The organism is Caulobacter sp., from assembly GCF_039596335.1.
Classification (GTDB): domain Bacteria; phylum Pseudomonadota; class Alphaproteobacteria; order Caulobacterales; family Caulobacteraceae; genus Caulobacter.
Map to the genome: position 1 here is coordinate 1 of NZ_JBCNJZ010000004.1, position 14,032 is coordinate 14,032.

Sequence of the window (14,032 nt, forward strand, 5' to 3'; positions counted from 1 at the left end):
CGCGCCGCCCGACTTCGCCAGCGTGATCGTGATCGCGGCCGTCAGCGTCGTCTTGCCATGGTCAACGTGACCGATGGTGCCGATGTTGCAGTGCGGCTTAGTGCGTTCGAACTTTTCCTTGGCCATCGTCTTTACCTTCGCGCCGGCGGGCTGTTGTTGGGAGTAACTCGGGGAGCTGGAGCGGGTAGCGGGAATCGAACCCGCATCCTCAGCTTGGAAGGCTGCTGCACTACCATTGTGCTATACCCGCCCAAACACCCAAAACGGGGCTTGCGGGGTCGCGATCGGCTCCCGGTCTCTGGCTCTGGGACGCCCTCGCCGATCTTCCGAAACTCGTCGCGTGCATGGTGGGGGAAGTAGGACTCGAACCTACGAAGGCTAACGCCAGGGGATTTACAGTCCCCCCCCTTTGCCACTCGGGACATTCCCCCAAGCACGCGACGGAGTTCCGAAGCCGGCGGCCTTTATCCGGTTCGACGCACAACAGCAAGCCATTGAACTACGAAACGGAACAAAAGCTTCTTTTGCCGGTGACGGACGATGCTAAGAGCAGCGCCGGCCGGCCCAGAAACCCTTGGGGCCCCAAATCGGAGCGCGTCTTATAGTGTCCTCTCATTCCGAACGCAACGACCGGAAACGACCTTCTGCACAAGGACGCGATTTTCGTTCCAAGCCCCGGAAAGAAAACAGCTTTTCTCGGGGCCAAGGCGACGCCAAGGACTGGATTTGGGGGACTCACGCCGTAGAAGCGGCGCTTTCGAACCCCCTTCGACCCGCTCCGAAGCGCCTTCTGGCCACCCCGGATCGCGCCAAGCGACTCGCGCCGAATCTCCAGAAGCTGGCCTGCCTGCAGGTGATGGAAGGCCAGGAAATCGCCAAGCAGCTGCCGCAGGGCGCCGTGCACCAGGGCCTGGCCCTGAAGATCGACGAGCCTGAGTCGCTGTCGATCGCCGACATGGGCTCGCCCGCCGAGGGCCTTCTGGTCATGCTGGACCAGATCACCGACCCGCAGAACATCGGCGCCATCTTCCGCTCGGCCGCCGCATTCGGGGCCAAGGGCGTCATCTTGCAGGACCGCCACGCCCCGGTGCTGTCAGGCGTGCTGGCCAAGACCGCCGTCGGCGCGGTCGACAAGATCGCACACGCGCGCGTGGTCAATCTCTCCCGCGCCCTCGAGGAACTGGCCGACATGGGCTGGCGGGCGGTCGCCCTGGCCGGCGAGGCCGAGGAAAGCCTGGAAGCGGTGCTGGACAGCCAGCCGACCGTACTGGTTCTGGGTTCGGAAGGTGAAGGCGTCCGCCGACTGGTCGCAGAGCATTGTGACGCCTTGGGAAAGATCCCGATGCCGGGCGGTTTCGAGAGCCTGAATGTCTCCGCCGCCGCCGCGGTCGCGCTTTACGAGGCGTCGAAAGTTCGCGCGAAGGAAGAAACCGGTTCGTGAATCTCTCTTAACCGTTTTGATTTCGTCGCAAGCTCGTGCTTCTCTCGCGAACAGTGGTCCGCGAGCGCCTGCTCTGCGGAGGAATTCTGACATGGGATCGGGGGACCCGATGTTTGGACGTAAGATGCGCCTGGCCGCCCTGGCTTCTTCGGCGACGGCCGCGCTGTTGCTGGCCGGCTGCAGCGGCGGCGAGCCCGTGGACGCGCCGCCGCCCGCCAGCGAGTATCACGCCGAGGCCAACTATCCGGCGCCGGACCTGATGGGCGCTGCGCCGGCGCCGGACGCCAGCCAGGCCCAGGACGGCCTGCTGGGCGGTCCGGGCCAGCAGCCGGGCTATGTCACCGAGCGCCCCCTGCCCCCGCCGGGTCAGCACAATGCGCACCTGAAGACCTGGCGCCGTCCCGACGGCACGCTGGTCACGGCCATGCGCCCGATCGCCAATCCCAAGGGGTCGTCGCGCACGGAACAGCCGCGTCGCTACGTCCAGAAGCCTGCGGCCCAGCCACATCGCGTCTATGCGACCATCCCGGCCAAGCCGGCGCCTGCGGCGAAGCCGGCGCCAAAACCGGCTGTGATCGTCGCCGCCAAGCCGGTGACGCCCAAGACCGTCGCTCCGGCCCCCGCGCCGATCCAGGCCGCCAAGCCGGTCGTTCCGGCCAAGCCGCTGACCAAGCCGCCCGTCGTGGCCGCCGTGCCGGTCGTTCCGGCCAAGCCTGCGAAGCCGGCCTCGAAGCTGGAACAGCTGCAGGCCGCCGTCGCGCCGGAAGCCACCGCCGGCGCCGTCCTGGCCGCGGGCGAGAGCCTGTCGAAGAACCAGCCTGGTCAGGTGACCCTGTCCCTGCCGGTCACCCTGGGCGACCGCATCAAGGAAGAGGCCGCCAAGCTCGGTCAGGGCAAGGCCGCGCGCAAGACCAGCGCCTACGCCAATCTGGAAGGCGAAGGCTACGAGATCACGCCGAACGGTCGCCAGACCGCCGTGGTCAAGCCGGGCGAGCCCACCACCTTCGCCTGGCAGGTCAAGCCGGGCCCGGAGGCCAAGGGCCAGATCCGCTCGCAGTTCGGCGTCGAGCTGAACGGGACCAAGCAGCCGCAAGGCTTCGCCCTGGGCGAGATCAGCAAGCGCGTCTTCACCCTGCCCGCCAAGGCCAAGAAGTCGTTCGGCGACTTCAAGCTGGAAGGGCTGAACGGCAAGATCTCGCTGCCGGGCCTGGGCGACGTGTCGACCAAGACCGTGCTGGGCGTGGCCCTGGTGCTGCTGGCCCTGATCATCCTGGTCGGTGTCTCGCGCAACGCCGCGGCGGCCCGCCGTCGCGCAGAGCGTCAGCGCAAGTACCGCACCCTGACCGACTACGGCCGCAACGAGATGGAGTTCGAGGATCCGAAGCCGGCCTCGGCCAACGTCTCGTACGTCAACCCGTTCGTGGCCGCCGCCGGCGGCGCGGCGGTGGGCGCGGTCGCGGCCTCGGCCTTCTCCGCGCACCATGAGGAAGATCACGCGCATGACGCCAGCGATGGTCATGGACATGACACCCATGGCCACCCTGAGGCTCACGCCGACCATGGCCACGCTCAGGACCACGGGGCCCACGACCACGCTCATCACGCCGAGCCGCACGCTCACGCCCCGGCCGAGCATGTCGCCTATGTGAACCCCATGGTCGCCGCCACGGCGCCGGAGCCTCATGGCGAAGACCACCACGCCAAGCAGCCGGAACACACGCACTAAACTGCGCGCCGGTCCCCCAGAATGAGCGCCTCGGATCAGCGATCCGGGGCGCTTTTGCTTTAAGCGCCGCCTCCCGCCTTTTGCGCCTTGCATCCCCGGCCGCGTCGCCGCATTGAGGACACATGTTTGAAGCTCTGAGCGCCCAGCTGGGCGGGATGCAGGGGCCGCTGATGGCCCTGTTGCAAGTCCTGATGATCGACCTGGTCCTGGCCGGCGACAACGCCGTGGCCGTGGGCCTGGCCGCCGGCGGTCTGCCGCCCAAGGAGCGCAAGAAGGTCATCCTGTATGGCCTGGGCGCGGCCGTGGTGCTGCGCATCAGCTTCGCCCTGATCACCACCTGGCTGCTAGGCGTCATCGGCCTCTTGCTGGCCGGCGGCTTCCTGCTGCTGTGGGTGTGCTGGAAGATGTGGCGCGAGATGCGTGAGCAGGCCGCCCACGACGACGCCATGGCGATGATCGACGGCGACCCGACCACCGAGCCCAAGGCGCGTCAGGCCAAGACCTTCAAGCAGGCCTTCATCCAGGTGCTGATCGCCGACGTCTCGATGTCTCTGGACAACGTGCTGGCCGTCGCCGGCGCCGCCCGCGAGCACCCCGGCATCCTTGTGTTCGGCCTGATCCTGTCGATCATCCTGATGGGCGTGGCCGCCAGCGCCATTGCCAACCTGCTGCACAAGCACCGCTGGATCGGCTTCGTCGGCCTGGCCATCGTGCTCTATGTCGCCCTGCACATGATCTGGCAGGGCCACCGCAGCGTGGTCATGGATCTGAACCAGACCCCCGCCTACAACGCCGCCGCCCCCGCGCCCCTGGACATCTCCCCCGAGGAAGTGGCCAAGCACGAGAAGCACAGATAGCGCGCGCCTAACGCGCCGGCAGCGGAGGCAGCTCCAGCCGGCGCAACGCGGCCATCTTGGCGTACAGCCGCAGGATCGCGTGATGCCGCGTCCTGTCCTCGCGCGCCTCGACCGCCTCATGCAGATCGATCAGGGCCTTGCGCAGGGCGACGTTGACGCTGTCCAGCGCCGGGATCGTCAGGCCCTCGGTCGCCGGCCAGGACGGATCCAGCCCGTAGTCGGCCGCCGCCTCGTCCAGCGTCGCGCGGATCAGGGCGTTCTCCTCGACCCGCGCCGCCACGCCGCGCTCGGCCTCCTGGGCGGCCAGCAGCGACAGCAGGGCCACCAGCCCCACCTTGCCGGCCATGAACTCGCCCTGCTGCTCAGGCGGCCCGGGATCGGCCATGCACATGAAGTTGCCGACCAGGATGTCGGGCAGACTGGGCGTCATTGGAGGCCCTCCAAGCGCATCAGCGCATCGACCAGGATCTCGTCGTGCCGCCGGGCCGTGTACCAGCCCGACACCGCCAGGATCGGCTCCTTGAAGCCGCCGTCGCGGTACTCCTTGGCCGCCGAGGTCCAGATCGCCTGGCCCTTCACCGCCGCGAACAGCGACCACCAGGCCAGGGCGTCCTCGTCGACCGTCAGGCCGCTGGCCTTCGACCAGATGGCCAGCGCCTCGTCACGGGGGATCATCGCCGCGACGGTCGAGGCGTCGAACGGGTTCCACAGCGGGTCGATGGCCCAGGCCAGGTCCTCCAGCGGATCGCCCAGATGGACCATCTCCCAGTCCAGCACCGCCAGGATGCGGCCTTGCGGATCGTGCAGGAAATTGCCGCCGCGATAGTCGCCATGCACCACCCGCACGGCCTTGGGCGGCGGCGGCGGCTTGCGGCGGAGGGCCCGGATGGCGGCGCGGACGATGGGCTGGGGATGCTGCTCGTCGGCCTCGATGACGCCGGCCCAGTGGTCGACAGCGGTCGCCCAGCAGGTCTCCGGCGCGGGAACCCCTTCGCGGGCCAGCGGCAGGTCGGCGGGCTCGGCCCCGGCGATCTTGCCCAGGATGTTGAAGAACGCCTCGCCCACCGTCCGGGCATGGGCGCCATAGGGCGTGACCGTGAACGGCGAGGCCACGGCCCCGCCCTCGATCCGCTCCATGATGAAGAACGGCCGCTCCAGCTCCGCCCCCTCGGCGTCCATCGCCACGGGCCGCGGCGCGGGCACGCGATCGTGGAAGCTCTCCAGCGCCAGATATTCCAGGCTGCGATCGGTCTCGATCAGGCTGCCGGGCGGATCGCGGCGCAGGATCAGTGGCCGGGCGGTCTCCCCTGCCCTCGCCACAAAGCGATAGGTCTCGCGGCTGGCCCCGCCGGGGATGCGCGAGAGATCGTCTACCGTCACCGGCTGGTCCCAGGCGCGGGTCAGGTACGCCTCCAGGCGCTCCTGCAGGCCGCTCAAGGCGCCATGTCCAGGATCGAGGCGAAGCCCGATGGCGCGTGCGGTCCGATGATCAGCTGCTCGAACACCCCGCGCCCGCGCCGCTCGCGCCCCGCGCCATCGACATAGGTCACGTCGCTCAGCGCCTGGACGTGCAGGTGATGCGGCATGGCCCGGTCCAGATCGGCCAGGGTAAACTCCTCGCGCTCGACCTTCAGCGCGCCATGGTTCTGGCCGTGGCCCCAGACCGGATGGCCATAGCCCAGGCCTAGCATGAAGAACTCGGTCTTCGGAGCGATGGTCATGGAGCCATCCGCGCCGAGGTCCAGGGTCGCAGCCGCGGCGTGGCGCGTGCCGGGCTTCCACTGGATGGCGCAGGACGAGTCCGTGAAGCCGCCGAAGTGGTCCTCGCGGCCGCCGTCCGCCAGCCACATCGCGCGGCGGTTCCACAGCCGGCCCAGCTCGTCGTCATTGGTGTGGAAGAAGAGGCTCCCGTCCTCGAAATTGCACGGCGCCCACAGCCAGAAGAACTGCGGCAACGTCGGCGGGGCCAACTCCTGGGCGTCGCGCGCCCCGACCGGCCTAACGCCCCACGAGCGGTCGCGGGTGCCGACGAAGCCGTCCACCGGCGTGCGCACGCCGTCGATCTCGATCCAGCCGGCATAGCGGCCGTTCTGGGTCAGCCGGGTGTAGTCCAGCAGGGTGCGCGGGCCATTGCGGCGCACGAAGCGCGGCTCCTCGATCGGGAAGGCCCGGCCGGTGAAGACGATCTCGGCGGCGATCCCCTGCTCGGGCGCGGTCACGGTCAGCTTCAGGCGCTGCAGCGGCTCGACCACGTCGATGCGGATCGGCCCGACGCTCAGGTCCATCCGCTCCATCTTCAGCCAGCGGCTGGCGTGGAGGTTCACCTGCTGGCCGTCCTTCATCACGCAGAAGGCCGCGTCGGCGATGTTGAGGTGCGGATAGACCCCGAAGGCGGCCGCGAAGAACAGGTCACCGCCATCGCCTTGCGGAGCATAGCCGTTGAAGAAATAGCGATCGTAGAAGTTCCGATCCGTCCCGGCATAGGCGACCGGCTCGGGCGTCTGATGGATCGGGTAATCGTCGCCCCAGGTGAGCGCCATGCCGTCCTCCCTGACTTATGCGGCGCTCTTGTTTCCGTAAGGAAGCGGCGTCGCTTTACGTCCAGATGATCGACGTTAAGGTCGCGGTTGACGATTGCAACGGTGACGGAACGTAAGGCGGATGGCGACGGCTTGGACTGCCCGGACCTGGACCGGGCTGGCGGCGATCAGCGGCTTGCTGGCCGTGGGCTTCGGCGCCTTCGCCGCGCACGGCGTCACCGAGCCCAAGCCGGTCGAGTGGCTGACCAAGGGCTCGCAATACCAGATGTATCATGCGCTGGCCGTGATCGGCGCGGCCGCCCTCGGCCGGGCCGGCGTCAAGGGCATGGGCGCGGCCGCGGGCCTCTTCCTGTTCGGGACCCTGGTGTTCTCGGGCTCGCTCTACGCCATGGCCTTGGGCGCGCCGCGGATGCTGGGCGCGATCACGCCGATCGGCGGGCTGGCCTTCATGATCGGCTGGGCCGTGCTGGCCTGGCGCGGCTTCACCTGGAAGGATCAGGCCTAGGCCTGACACTTCTTCGCGCCCGGCAGGGCCAGGAAGAAGATCGCCAGGGCCGAGCCCACCAGGCAGGCGAACATCACGGCGGCGACCGGTTTGGCGGTGCCGTCGTGCAGCAGGCCGCCGACCCAGGCGGCCAGAGCCCCCGCCCCGAACGACGACGAGCCCATCAAAGCCGAGATCGAGCCGGCGCGGCGCGGATCGACGCTGAGCGCGCCCGCCATTGTGTTGCCGCCCATCAGGCCATAGATCGACAGAGCCCCGAACAGCAGCGGCAGCACGCTCCACTGGCCGCCCCAGCCGGTCCAGGCGGCGATGGTCAGCAGGAAGGCCGCCACGATCGAGGCGATGCTGGCCTTCTTCAGCACCTGGTCGGGCGTGGCGCGGCGCAGCAGCCAGCGATTGACCTGGCTGGCCCCGATGATGCCCACGGCGTTGAAGGCGAAGATCAGGTTGAAGACCAGCGGCGTGTGGCCATAGGTCCCCATCACCAGGTCGGGCGCGCCCGAGATGTAGGTGAACAGCACCGCCCCGTTCAGCGCCCCGGCCAGGGCATAGCCCACCAGTCGGCGCATGCCGAACAGCGCGACATAGGCGTGCAGCGGGTTTTCGGAGCGGGCTTGGGCCTCGGTCTCGGCCGAGCGCGACTCCGACAGGCCGAAGAACACCCACAGGCCGATCAGCGCGCCGAAGCCCGTGAGGGTCCAGAACACCGCCCGCCAGCCGCCCAGGAACTGCACAACGCCGCCCAACTGCGGGGCCAGCACCGGCGCCAGACCCATGATCAGGGTCATCAGCGACAGGACCCGGGCCGTGTCGGTGTGGCTGAAGCGGTCACGGACCACGGCCCGCGCGATCACCGCCCCGGCGCAGCCGCCCAGGGCCTGCACGAAGCGGGCGGCGATCAGGGTGTCGATGGTCGGGGCCAGGGCGCAGACCACCGAGGCGATGACATAGACGCTGATGCCGATCAGCAGCGGCGGCCGGCGGCCGAACCGGTCAGAGGCCGGGCCATAGATGAACTGGCCGATGGCCATGCCGGCAAAGAAGGCCGCCAAGGTCGCCTGGGTCTGGTCGGGCCCTGCGTTCAGGGTCCGGCCGATCGACGGCAGGCTGGACAGGTACATGTCGATCGACATCGGCGCGAAGGCCGTCATCGCGCCCAGCAGCAGAACGAGCCGCCAGGGAACGGCGGAGGGCGGCGGCGCGGTCATGTCAGTCATGCGCGCCTTTTACGCCCATCTGCCGCGACGGAAACCTCAAATGCAGCTTGCGAGGACCCGATGCGGGCTTCAGGGTGATCGGCAATTACATAAGAATATTGGGAGAACAGCGCTCATGACGGCAGCCCACCCGCCGGCCCCGCCCCTGCCCGAGCCGCAGTTCGCCGACGTCAACGGCGTGCGCCTGGCCTATTACGAGGCCGGTCCGCGTCAGGGCGTGCCCATCGTCTTCTGCCACGGTTTCCCGGAGTTGGCCTTCTCGTGGCGCTACCAGATCGCCGCCCTGGCCGCCGCCGGCCGCTGGGTGATCGCGCCCGACCAGCGCGGCTATGGCCTGACGCCCGGCCCCGAAGCAGTCGAGGCCTATGACATCGACCATCTGACCGGCGACCTGGTGGGCCTGCTGGACCATCTGGGCGTGGAGAAGGCGATCCTGGTCGGCCACGACTGGGGCGGCATCGTCGTCTGGCAGGCGCCGCTGCTGCATCCTGACCGTATCGCCGGCGTGGTGGGGCTGAACACGCCCTTCACCCCGCGCCTGCCGCTGGATCCGATCCAGATGTACCGCAACGCCTATGGCGACGACATGTACATCGTCCACTTCCAGAAGCCGGGCGTGGCCGACGCCCAGCTGGGAGCGGATCCGGAAAAGACCATCCGCTTCTTCATGCGCCTGCCCAAGGGCACGCAGGAGGACTTCCTCTCGCGTCCGGCCGAGAAGCGCAGTCTGGCTCTGCAGGACGCCCTGGCCCACTACGATCCGGCGACCGACCCGCACCAGTTCCTGACGCCCGACGAGCTGGCTGTGTTCGTCGAGGCGTTCCAGCGCACCGGCTTCACCGGCGGCATCAACTGGTACCGCAACTTCACCCGCAACTGGGAGCGCGCCGAGGCCCTGCCCCGCCGTATCGACGGCATCCCCTGCCTGATGATCATGGCCGAGCTGGACGTGGTGCTGCCGCCGTCTATGGCCGACCGCATGGGCGAGCAGATCGAGGATCTGGAGAAGGTGCTGATCGAGGGCAGCGGCCACTGGACCCAGCAGGAGAAGCCCGACCAGGTCAACGCCGCCCTGCTGGACTGGCTGGACCGCAAGTTCCCGCAGTAGAGCCTAGTTTCGCGACGCCATCATCGCCTCGGCCCGACGGCGCATGGCGGCGGCCAGCTGCAGCATGGCCAGGGCGGAAACCTCGTCGCGCTCGGCGGCGCGCAGGCTGTAGACGTTGGCCATGGCGTACAGGGCCTCGACCCGGTCGACGCCCTCGGCCCCGAACATCTCGCCGATCTGACGGTCGAGTTCGGCCAGCTGAATCGGATTGAGCATCTCCAGCAGTTCGTCGTCGGAATAGTCTTCAGGCGGGATCTGAGTCATGGGCCGCAACATACATAAGGTTACGAAAGGCGCGAGCCCGGGTGTTTCCTCCGTTCACAGCCCGGCTGGAAACACGCTAGGGTCGCGCCATGGATCGTAACGTTTCCGTCGCCGCCATGAGTTCCGTCGGCCGTCGCAGCCTTTACCGCGAAGTCGAGCCCTTCTCGTTTGGCTGGATGCCCACCGGCAGCCAGCATGAGATCTATTACGAGGAGTGCGGCAACCCGCGCGGCAAGCCCTGCGTGATCCTGCACGGTGGTCCGGGCGGCGCGGTCAACCCGACCATGCGGCGGTTCTTCGATCCGGCCAAATGGCGCATGACCCTGTTCGACCAGCGCGGCTGCGGCCGCTCGCGTCCGAACGCCAGCCTGGACGACAACACCACCTGGAGCCTGATCGAGGACATCGAGCGTCTGCGCGAGCATCTGGGCGTCGAGAAGTGGACCGTGTTCGGCGGCTCGTGGGGTTCGACCCTGGCCCTGGCCTACGCCATCAAGCACCCTGACCGCGTCGACGGCCTGGTGCTGCGCGGCATCTTCCTGCTGACCGACCGCGAGCTGCGCTGGTTCTACCAGGAAGGCGCCTCGATGCTGTTCCCCGACGCCTGGGAGCGCTTCCTGGCCCCGATCCCCGAGGAAGAGCGCGGCGACCTTATGGCCGCCTATCACCGCCGCCTGGTGGCCCCCGATCGCCGCGTGCAGCTGGAAGCCGCCGCCGCCTGGAGCCAGTGGGAAGGCGACACCATCTCGCTTCGAGGGCCGGAGGCCCGTCCCCCCAAGTTCAATGAAGAAGACTTCGCGATCGCCTTCGCGCGGATCGAGTGCCACTTCTTCACCAACAAGGGCTTCTTCGACCACGACGGCTGGATCCTGGCCAATATCGACAAGATCCGTCACATCCCCGGCTGGATCGTTCAGGGCCGCTTCGACGTGGTGACGCCGCTGGACAGCGCCTGGCGCCTGCACAAGGCCTGGCCCGAAGCCCGCTTCGACATCATCTGGGACGCCGGCCACGCCTCGACCGAACCGGGCGTCATCGACGGCCTGATCCGCGCGACCGACGCGGCGCTGGTGTCGTAAAAGACTGTCATCCCGACCCAGCGCGAAGCGCGCCGAGCCGGGACCGCGGGCACTCTGAGCCTGCCGCGGTCCCGGGTCTGAGCTACGCTCCGCCCGGGATGACAGTTCTGCCTCTACATCAACGAGCCCTTGCCGCTGGTCACTTCGGTGTAGCGGTGGACGCGCACGGCCTGGATCAGGCCAAAGCCGATCATCACCGTCAGCATGACCGTGCCGCCGTACGACAGCATCGGCATCGGCACGCCCACGACCGGGGCCATGCCCATCACCATGCCGCCATTGATCAGCACATAGAGCGCGAAGGTCGAGATCGTGCCGCCCGCGGCCAGGCGGCCGAAGTGGCTGTGGCTGATCGAGGCGATGCGCAGGGCCATGAAGATCACCGCCCCGTACAGGAACAGCACCGTGAAGCAGCCCACGAAGCCGAACTCCTCGGCCAGGGTGGCGAAGATGAAGTCGGTCTGCTTTTCCGGCAGGAAGTTCAGCTGGCTCTGCGAGCCCAGGCCAAAGCCCTTGCCCAGCAGGCCGCCCGAGCCCAGGGCGATCTTGGACTGCAGGATGTGGTAGCCGTTGCCCGACGGGTCGCTCTCTGGGTTCATGAAGGTCAGCACGCGGTTGCGCTGATAGTCGTGCAGCACGAACATCACGAACGGCGGGATGGCGACCAGGACGGCCAGGACGCCAGCCCCGATGATCCGCCAGGACAGGCCGGCCAGCACCACGATCGACAGGCCGGTGGCGGCGATCAGCACCGCGGTGCCCAGGTCAGGCTGGTGGGCGACCAGCAGCACGGGCGCGCCGATCATCGCCATCGGGATCAGCAGGCGCCAGGACATGCGGGCGCTATCCGACGACAGGCCGTGATAGTAGCGGGCCAGGGCCAGGACGAGGCCGATCTTCATCACCTCGGACGGCTGGAAGCGGAAGCCGCCGATCGACAGCCAGCGCTGGGCGCCCAGCGACACGTCGCCGACTACCTCGACCGCGACCAGCAGCAGCAGGCCTATCCCGTAGACCGGATAGGCGGCCATGAACCACCAACGCAGGTCGCACATGGCCAGGGCGACCATGATGATGAAATAGACGCCGAAACGCAGCAGATGGCGCGCCGCCCACGGTTCCCACTGGGCGCCGGCGATGGAGAACAGCATCAGGGCGCCGGATCCGGCGATCAGGCACAGGACCAGACAGAACGTCCAGTCGATCTCCATGAACTTGATGGTCGGCCGGTCGCGTTCGCCGGGCCGGCTGAGGCCGCCGCTCAAAGTCATTGCTGGCCTCCTGTCGGGGTGCCGGGCGGGGGCGGACCCGGCTCGGGCGGCGGGGCTTCCTCGATCGGATCCTCGGGCGCGGCGCCTTCCATGACATCCTCGACCGGGGCCTCGGGCAGGGGCGCGGGGCGCTCGATGCGGGCGCGGATCTCGGGATCCTTCAGCAGGGCCACGCGCATCACCTCGCGCGCACGCGGCGCGCCGGCCGTGGCGCCGCCCATGCCGCCGTGCTCGATGATGACCGACACCGCATAGCGAGGGTCGTCATAGGGCGCGAACGCCACGAACAGGTTGTGGTCCTTGAGCCGCCAGCGCACGTCCTTGCTGTCGCGCGAGACGCCCTTGTCGTAGCTGCGGACCTGAGCCGTACCGGTCTTGCCGGCCATCTGCACGTCGCCAATGCCCAGCTGGCTGTTGCGATAAGCCGTGCCGCGCACGTCGTTGGCCACGGCGGCCATGCCGCCGCGCACATAGGCCAGATGCTCGGGCGAGAACGGCAGGTCAGGCACGTCCGACCCCGCCGGCTGTTCAACGTCACCGACCGATTTGACCAGGCGCGGCACCAGGGCCTTCTTGGCGTTGGCCAGGCGCGCGGTCATCACCGCCAGCTGCAGGGCGTTGACGGTCAGAGCCCCCTGCCCGATCCCGTAGCTGGGCGTCTCGCCCGGAAACCAGATTTGGTTGGCCGGATTGCGCTTGAAAGCGCGCTTCTTCCATTCCCGATCGGGAACAATGCCGCGCTTCTGGCCAGGAATGCCGATGTCGAAGATCTGGCCGAAACCGACGGCGCGCGCCGCGCTGGCGATGGCGTCCGGACCGATCTTCAGCGCCGTCTGATAGAAGTAGATGTCGCACGAGTTCTTGATGGCGTCGTGCATGTTCTGGGCGCCGTGGCCGCCCTTCTGCCAGCACCGCCAGGTGCGGCCGCCATAGTACCAGCTGCCAGGGCAGTTGATGCGGATGTTGGGGTCGATCCCGGCCTGCAGCGCCGCCAAGCCGACGGTCGGCTTGAAGGTCGAGCCGGGCGGAAACAGGCCCGTCATCGACTTGTCCAGCAGCGGCTTGCGCTCGTACTCGGACAAGGCCTTGTACTCGGGACCGCTGAGACCCCGCACGAAGCGGTTGGCGTCGAAGCTGGGCGCCGAGGCCATGGCCAGCAGGTCGCCGTTGCGGCAGTCCATCACCACGATGGCCCCGCTCTCCTCGCCCATCACCTCGAGGGCGCGGTTCTGGATGTCGGCGTCCAGGGTCAGGCGGATGGCCTTGCCCGGGGTGGGCGGCACATCGCCGGCCGGATCCAGCCTCACGACGCGGCCCTGGGCGTCGACCTCGGCCTTGGTGGCCCCGGTGCGACCGCGCAGCTCGATGTCGAACGCCTTTTCGACCCCCTGCTTGCCGATCCGGAAGCCCGGATGGTGCAGCAGGTCCTGGTCCTGGGTCGGGTCCTTCTTGGCCGTTTCCAGGTCGCGATCGCTGACCTTGGCGACATAGCCGATCACGTGGGCGAAGGCGCCGCCGAACGGATAGACCCGCACCTCGCCCATATCGGCGGTGACGTTGGGCAGTTCCGGCGCGCGGATGTTGACGCGGCTGAACTCCTCCCACGAGAGGTCCTCCATCACCACGACCGGCGCCTTGCGCGGCGCGCGCTCCAGGTCGCGCAGCACGCGGGCGCGACGGGTGCCGTCGATCGGGACCAGCTTGGTCAGGTCGTCCAGGACGGCCTCGGCGTCCAGGCCCTTGTCCTTGTTGATCATCAGCCGGAAGTTGGGCCGGTTGGACGCCAGCGACACGCCGTTGCGGTCCAGGATCAGGCCGCGCGGCGGCGGCACCAGGCGGTAGTTGAACTGGTTACCGGCCGAAAGCTTCTGATAGCGCTGGGCCTCGACCAGCTGCAGCTGGGCCAGGCGACCGCCCAGAGCCAGCAGGCCCACGCCCGTCAGACCGCCCAAGAGGAACGCGCGCCGGTGGAAGACCCCTTGGCGCTCATTGACCTCGAAAAAGAAGATGGACGGTTCGCTCAT

General features: G+C 68.3%; 14 protein-coding genes and 2 tRNA genes. 6 read left to right on the forward strand and 10 right to left on the reverse strand.

The genetic code is table 11. The features are described from left to right. The 3 genes from ABDW31_RS09005 to ABDW31_RS09015 all read right to left on the reverse strand — a co-directional run. Positions 1–126, reverse strand: a 126-nt coding sequence (locus tag ABDW31_RS09005) for a GTP-binding protein (protein ID WP_343698811.1), incomplete at its 3' end; no start/stop codon positions are given. Positions 127–176: 50 nt separating this feature from the next. Continuing rightward, a tRNA-Gly gene (locus ABDW31_RS09010) sits at positions 177–250 on the reverse strand. Positions 251–345: 95 nt separating this feature from the next. Beyond that, positions 346–431: transfer RNA gene (locus tag ABDW31_RS09015), tRNA-Tyr, on the reverse strand. A 173-nt stretch (positions 432–604) separates the two neighbouring features. Here ABDW31_RS09015 and rlmB point away from each other — a divergent pair. The 3 genes from rlmB to ABDW31_RS09030 all read left to right on the forward strand — a co-directional run bounded on the left by rlmB (position 605) and on the right by ABDW31_RS09030 (position 4,024). Next, positions 605–1,441 carry a 23S rRNA (guanosine(2251)-2'-O)-methyltransferase RlmB gene (gene rlmB, locus ABDW31_RS09020; protein WP_343698477.1) on the forward strand — a complete coding sequence of 279 codons (837 nt, stop codon included), beginning with the start codon at positions 605–607 and terminating at the stop codon, positions 1,439–1,441. 109 nt (positions 1,442–1,550) lie between these two features. After that, the gene (locus ABDW31_RS09025; RefSeq protein WP_343698478.1) at positions 1,551–3,167 is read left to right on the forward strand and encodes a stalk-specific protein X; all 1,617 of its coding nucleotides are present in this window, start codon (positions 1,551–1,553) and stop codon (positions 3,165–3,167) included. Positions 3,168–3,289: 122 nt separating this feature from the next. Continuing rightward, positions 3,290–4,024: a TerC family protein gene (locus ABDW31_RS09030; protein ID WP_184720811.1), complete on the forward strand. Its 735-nt coding sequence runs from the start codon at positions 3,290–3,292 to the stop codon at positions 4,022–4,024. A 7-nt stretch (positions 4,025–4,031) separates the two neighbouring features. On the opposite strand, the gene ABDW31_RS09035 is transcribed toward ABDW31_RS09030, so the two are convergent. From ABDW31_RS09035 to ABDW31_RS09045, 3 genes are read right to left on the reverse strand one after another with little or no spacing between them, the layout of a single operon-like run. Beyond that, a complete protein-coding gene (locus ABDW31_RS09035; RefSeq protein ID WP_343698479.1) occupies positions 4,032–4,454 on the reverse strand; it encodes a hypothetical protein in 423 nt (140 codons plus the stop codon). Further along, positions 4,451–5,452, reverse strand: coding sequence for a phosphotransferase family protein (locus ABDW31_RS09040; RefSeq protein WP_343698812.1), 1,002 nt, complete (start codon positions 5,450–5,452; stop codon positions 4,451–4,453). Before ABDW31_RS09040 ends, ABDW31_RS09035 begins: the two co-directional genes overlap by 4 nt. 5 nt (positions 5,453–5,457) lie before the next feature. Beyond that, positions 5,458–6,564 (reverse strand): hypothetical protein, encoded by a 1,107-nt coding sequence (locus ABDW31_RS09045; RefSeq protein WP_343698480.1) that lies wholly within the window; start codon positions 6,562–6,564, stop codon positions 5,458–5,460. Positions 6,565–6,685: 121 nt separating this feature from the next. Here ABDW31_RS09045 and ABDW31_RS09050 point away from each other — a divergent pair, with 121 nt between their 5' ends. After that, positions 6,686–7,069 (forward strand): DUF423 domain-containing protein, encoded by a 384-nt coding sequence (locus ABDW31_RS09050; RefSeq protein WP_343698481.1) that lies wholly within the window; start codon positions 6,686–6,688, stop codon positions 7,067–7,069. Here the strand turns inward: ABDW31_RS09050 and ABDW31_RS09055 are convergent. After that, positions 7,066–8,286 (reverse strand): multidrug effflux MFS transporter, encoded by a 1,221-nt coding sequence (locus tag ABDW31_RS09055; RefSeq protein WP_184720819.1) that lies wholly within the window; start codon positions 8,284–8,286, stop codon positions 7,066–7,068. The genes ABDW31_RS09050 and ABDW31_RS09055 overlap by 4 nt on opposite strands. A gap of 115 nt (positions 8,287–8,401) precedes the next feature. Here ABDW31_RS09055 and ABDW31_RS09060 point away from each other — a divergent pair, with 115 nt between their 5' ends. Next, on the forward strand, positions 8,402–9,394 hold the full coding sequence (locus ABDW31_RS09060; protein ID WP_343698482.1) for an alpha/beta hydrolase: 993 nt from the start codon (positions 8,402–8,404) through the stop codon (positions 9,392–9,394). Between the two features lie 3 nt (positions 9,395–9,397). On the opposite strand, the gene ABDW31_RS09065 is transcribed toward ABDW31_RS09060, so the two are convergent. Then, a complete protein-coding gene (locus ABDW31_RS09065) occupies positions 9,398–9,658 on the reverse strand; it encodes a low temperature requirement protein A (protein ID WP_184720823.1) in 261 nt (86 codons plus the stop codon). Positions 9,659–9,747: 89 nt separating this feature from the next. Here ABDW31_RS09065 and pip point away from each other — a divergent pair, with 89 nt between their 5' ends. Beyond that, entirely contained in the window at positions 9,748–10,737 is a 990-nt protein-coding gene (pip, locus tag ABDW31_RS09070) for a prolyl aminopeptidase (protein WP_184720825.1), read from the forward strand. Between the two features lie 113 nt (positions 10,738–10,850). On the opposite strand, the gene rodA is transcribed toward pip, so the two are convergent. Together rodA and mrdA are read right to left on the reverse strand one after the other, a co-directional pair. Then, positions 10,851–12,008: a rod shape-determining protein RodA gene (rodA, locus tag ABDW31_RS09075; RefSeq protein WP_184720827.1), complete on the reverse strand. Its 1,158-nt coding sequence runs from the start codon at positions 12,006–12,008 to the stop codon at positions 10,851–10,853. Continuing rightward, positions 12,005–14,032 carry a penicillin-binding protein 2 gene (gene mrdA / locus ABDW31_RS09080; RefSeq protein ID WP_184720829.1) on the reverse strand — a complete coding sequence of 676 codons (2,028 nt, stop codon included), beginning with the start codon at positions 14,030–14,032 and terminating at the stop codon, positions 12,005–12,007. Before mrdA ends, rodA begins: the two co-directional genes overlap by 4 nt.

Bases quoted from the DNA above. Each gene is read 5' to 3' on its own strand.
- rodA (WP_184720827.1), bottom strand. From the start codon at position 12,008: ATGACTTTGAGCGGCGGCCTCAGCCGGCCCGGCGAACGCGACCGGCCG.
- ABDW31_RS09030 (WP_184720811.1), top strand. From the start codon at position 3,290: ATGTTTGAAGCTCTGAGCGCCCAGCTGGGCGGGATGCAGGGGCCGCTG.
- ABDW31_RS09025 (WP_343698478.1), top strand. From the start codon at position 1,551: ATGTTTGGACGTAAGATGCGCCTGGCCGCCCTGGCTTCTTCGGCGACG.
- ABDW31_RS09035 (WP_343698479.1), bottom strand. From the start codon at position 4,454: ATGACGCCCAGTCTGCCCGACATCCTGGTCGGCAACTTCATGTGCATG.
- ABDW31_RS09065 (WP_184720823.1), bottom strand. From the start codon at position 9,658: ATGACTCAGATCCCGCCTGAAGACTATTCCGACGACGAACTGCTGGAG.
- ABDW31_RS09055 (WP_184720819.1), bottom strand. From the start codon at position 8,286: ATGACTGACATGACCGCGCCGCCGCCCTCCGCCGTTCCCTGGCGGCTC.
- pip (WP_184720825.1), top strand. From the start codon at position 9,748: ATGGATCGTAACGTTTCCGTCGCCGCCATGAGTTCCGTCGGCCGTCGC.
- ABDW31_RS09045 (WP_343698480.1), bottom strand. From the start codon at position 6,564: ATGGCGCTCACCTGGGGCGACGATTACCCGATCCATCAGACGCCCGAG.
- ABDW31_RS09060 (WP_343698482.1), top strand. From the start codon at position 8,402: ATGACGGCAGCCCACCCGCCGGCCCCGCCCCTGCCCGAGCCGCAGTTC.
- mrdA (WP_184720829.1), bottom strand. From the start codon at position 14,032: ATGAGCGAACCGTCCATCTTCTTTTTCGAGGTCAATGAGCGCCAAGGG.
- ABDW31_RS09050 (WP_343698481.1), top strand. From the start codon at position 6,686: ATGGCGACGGCTTGGACTGCCCGGACCTGGACCGGGCTGGCGGCGATC.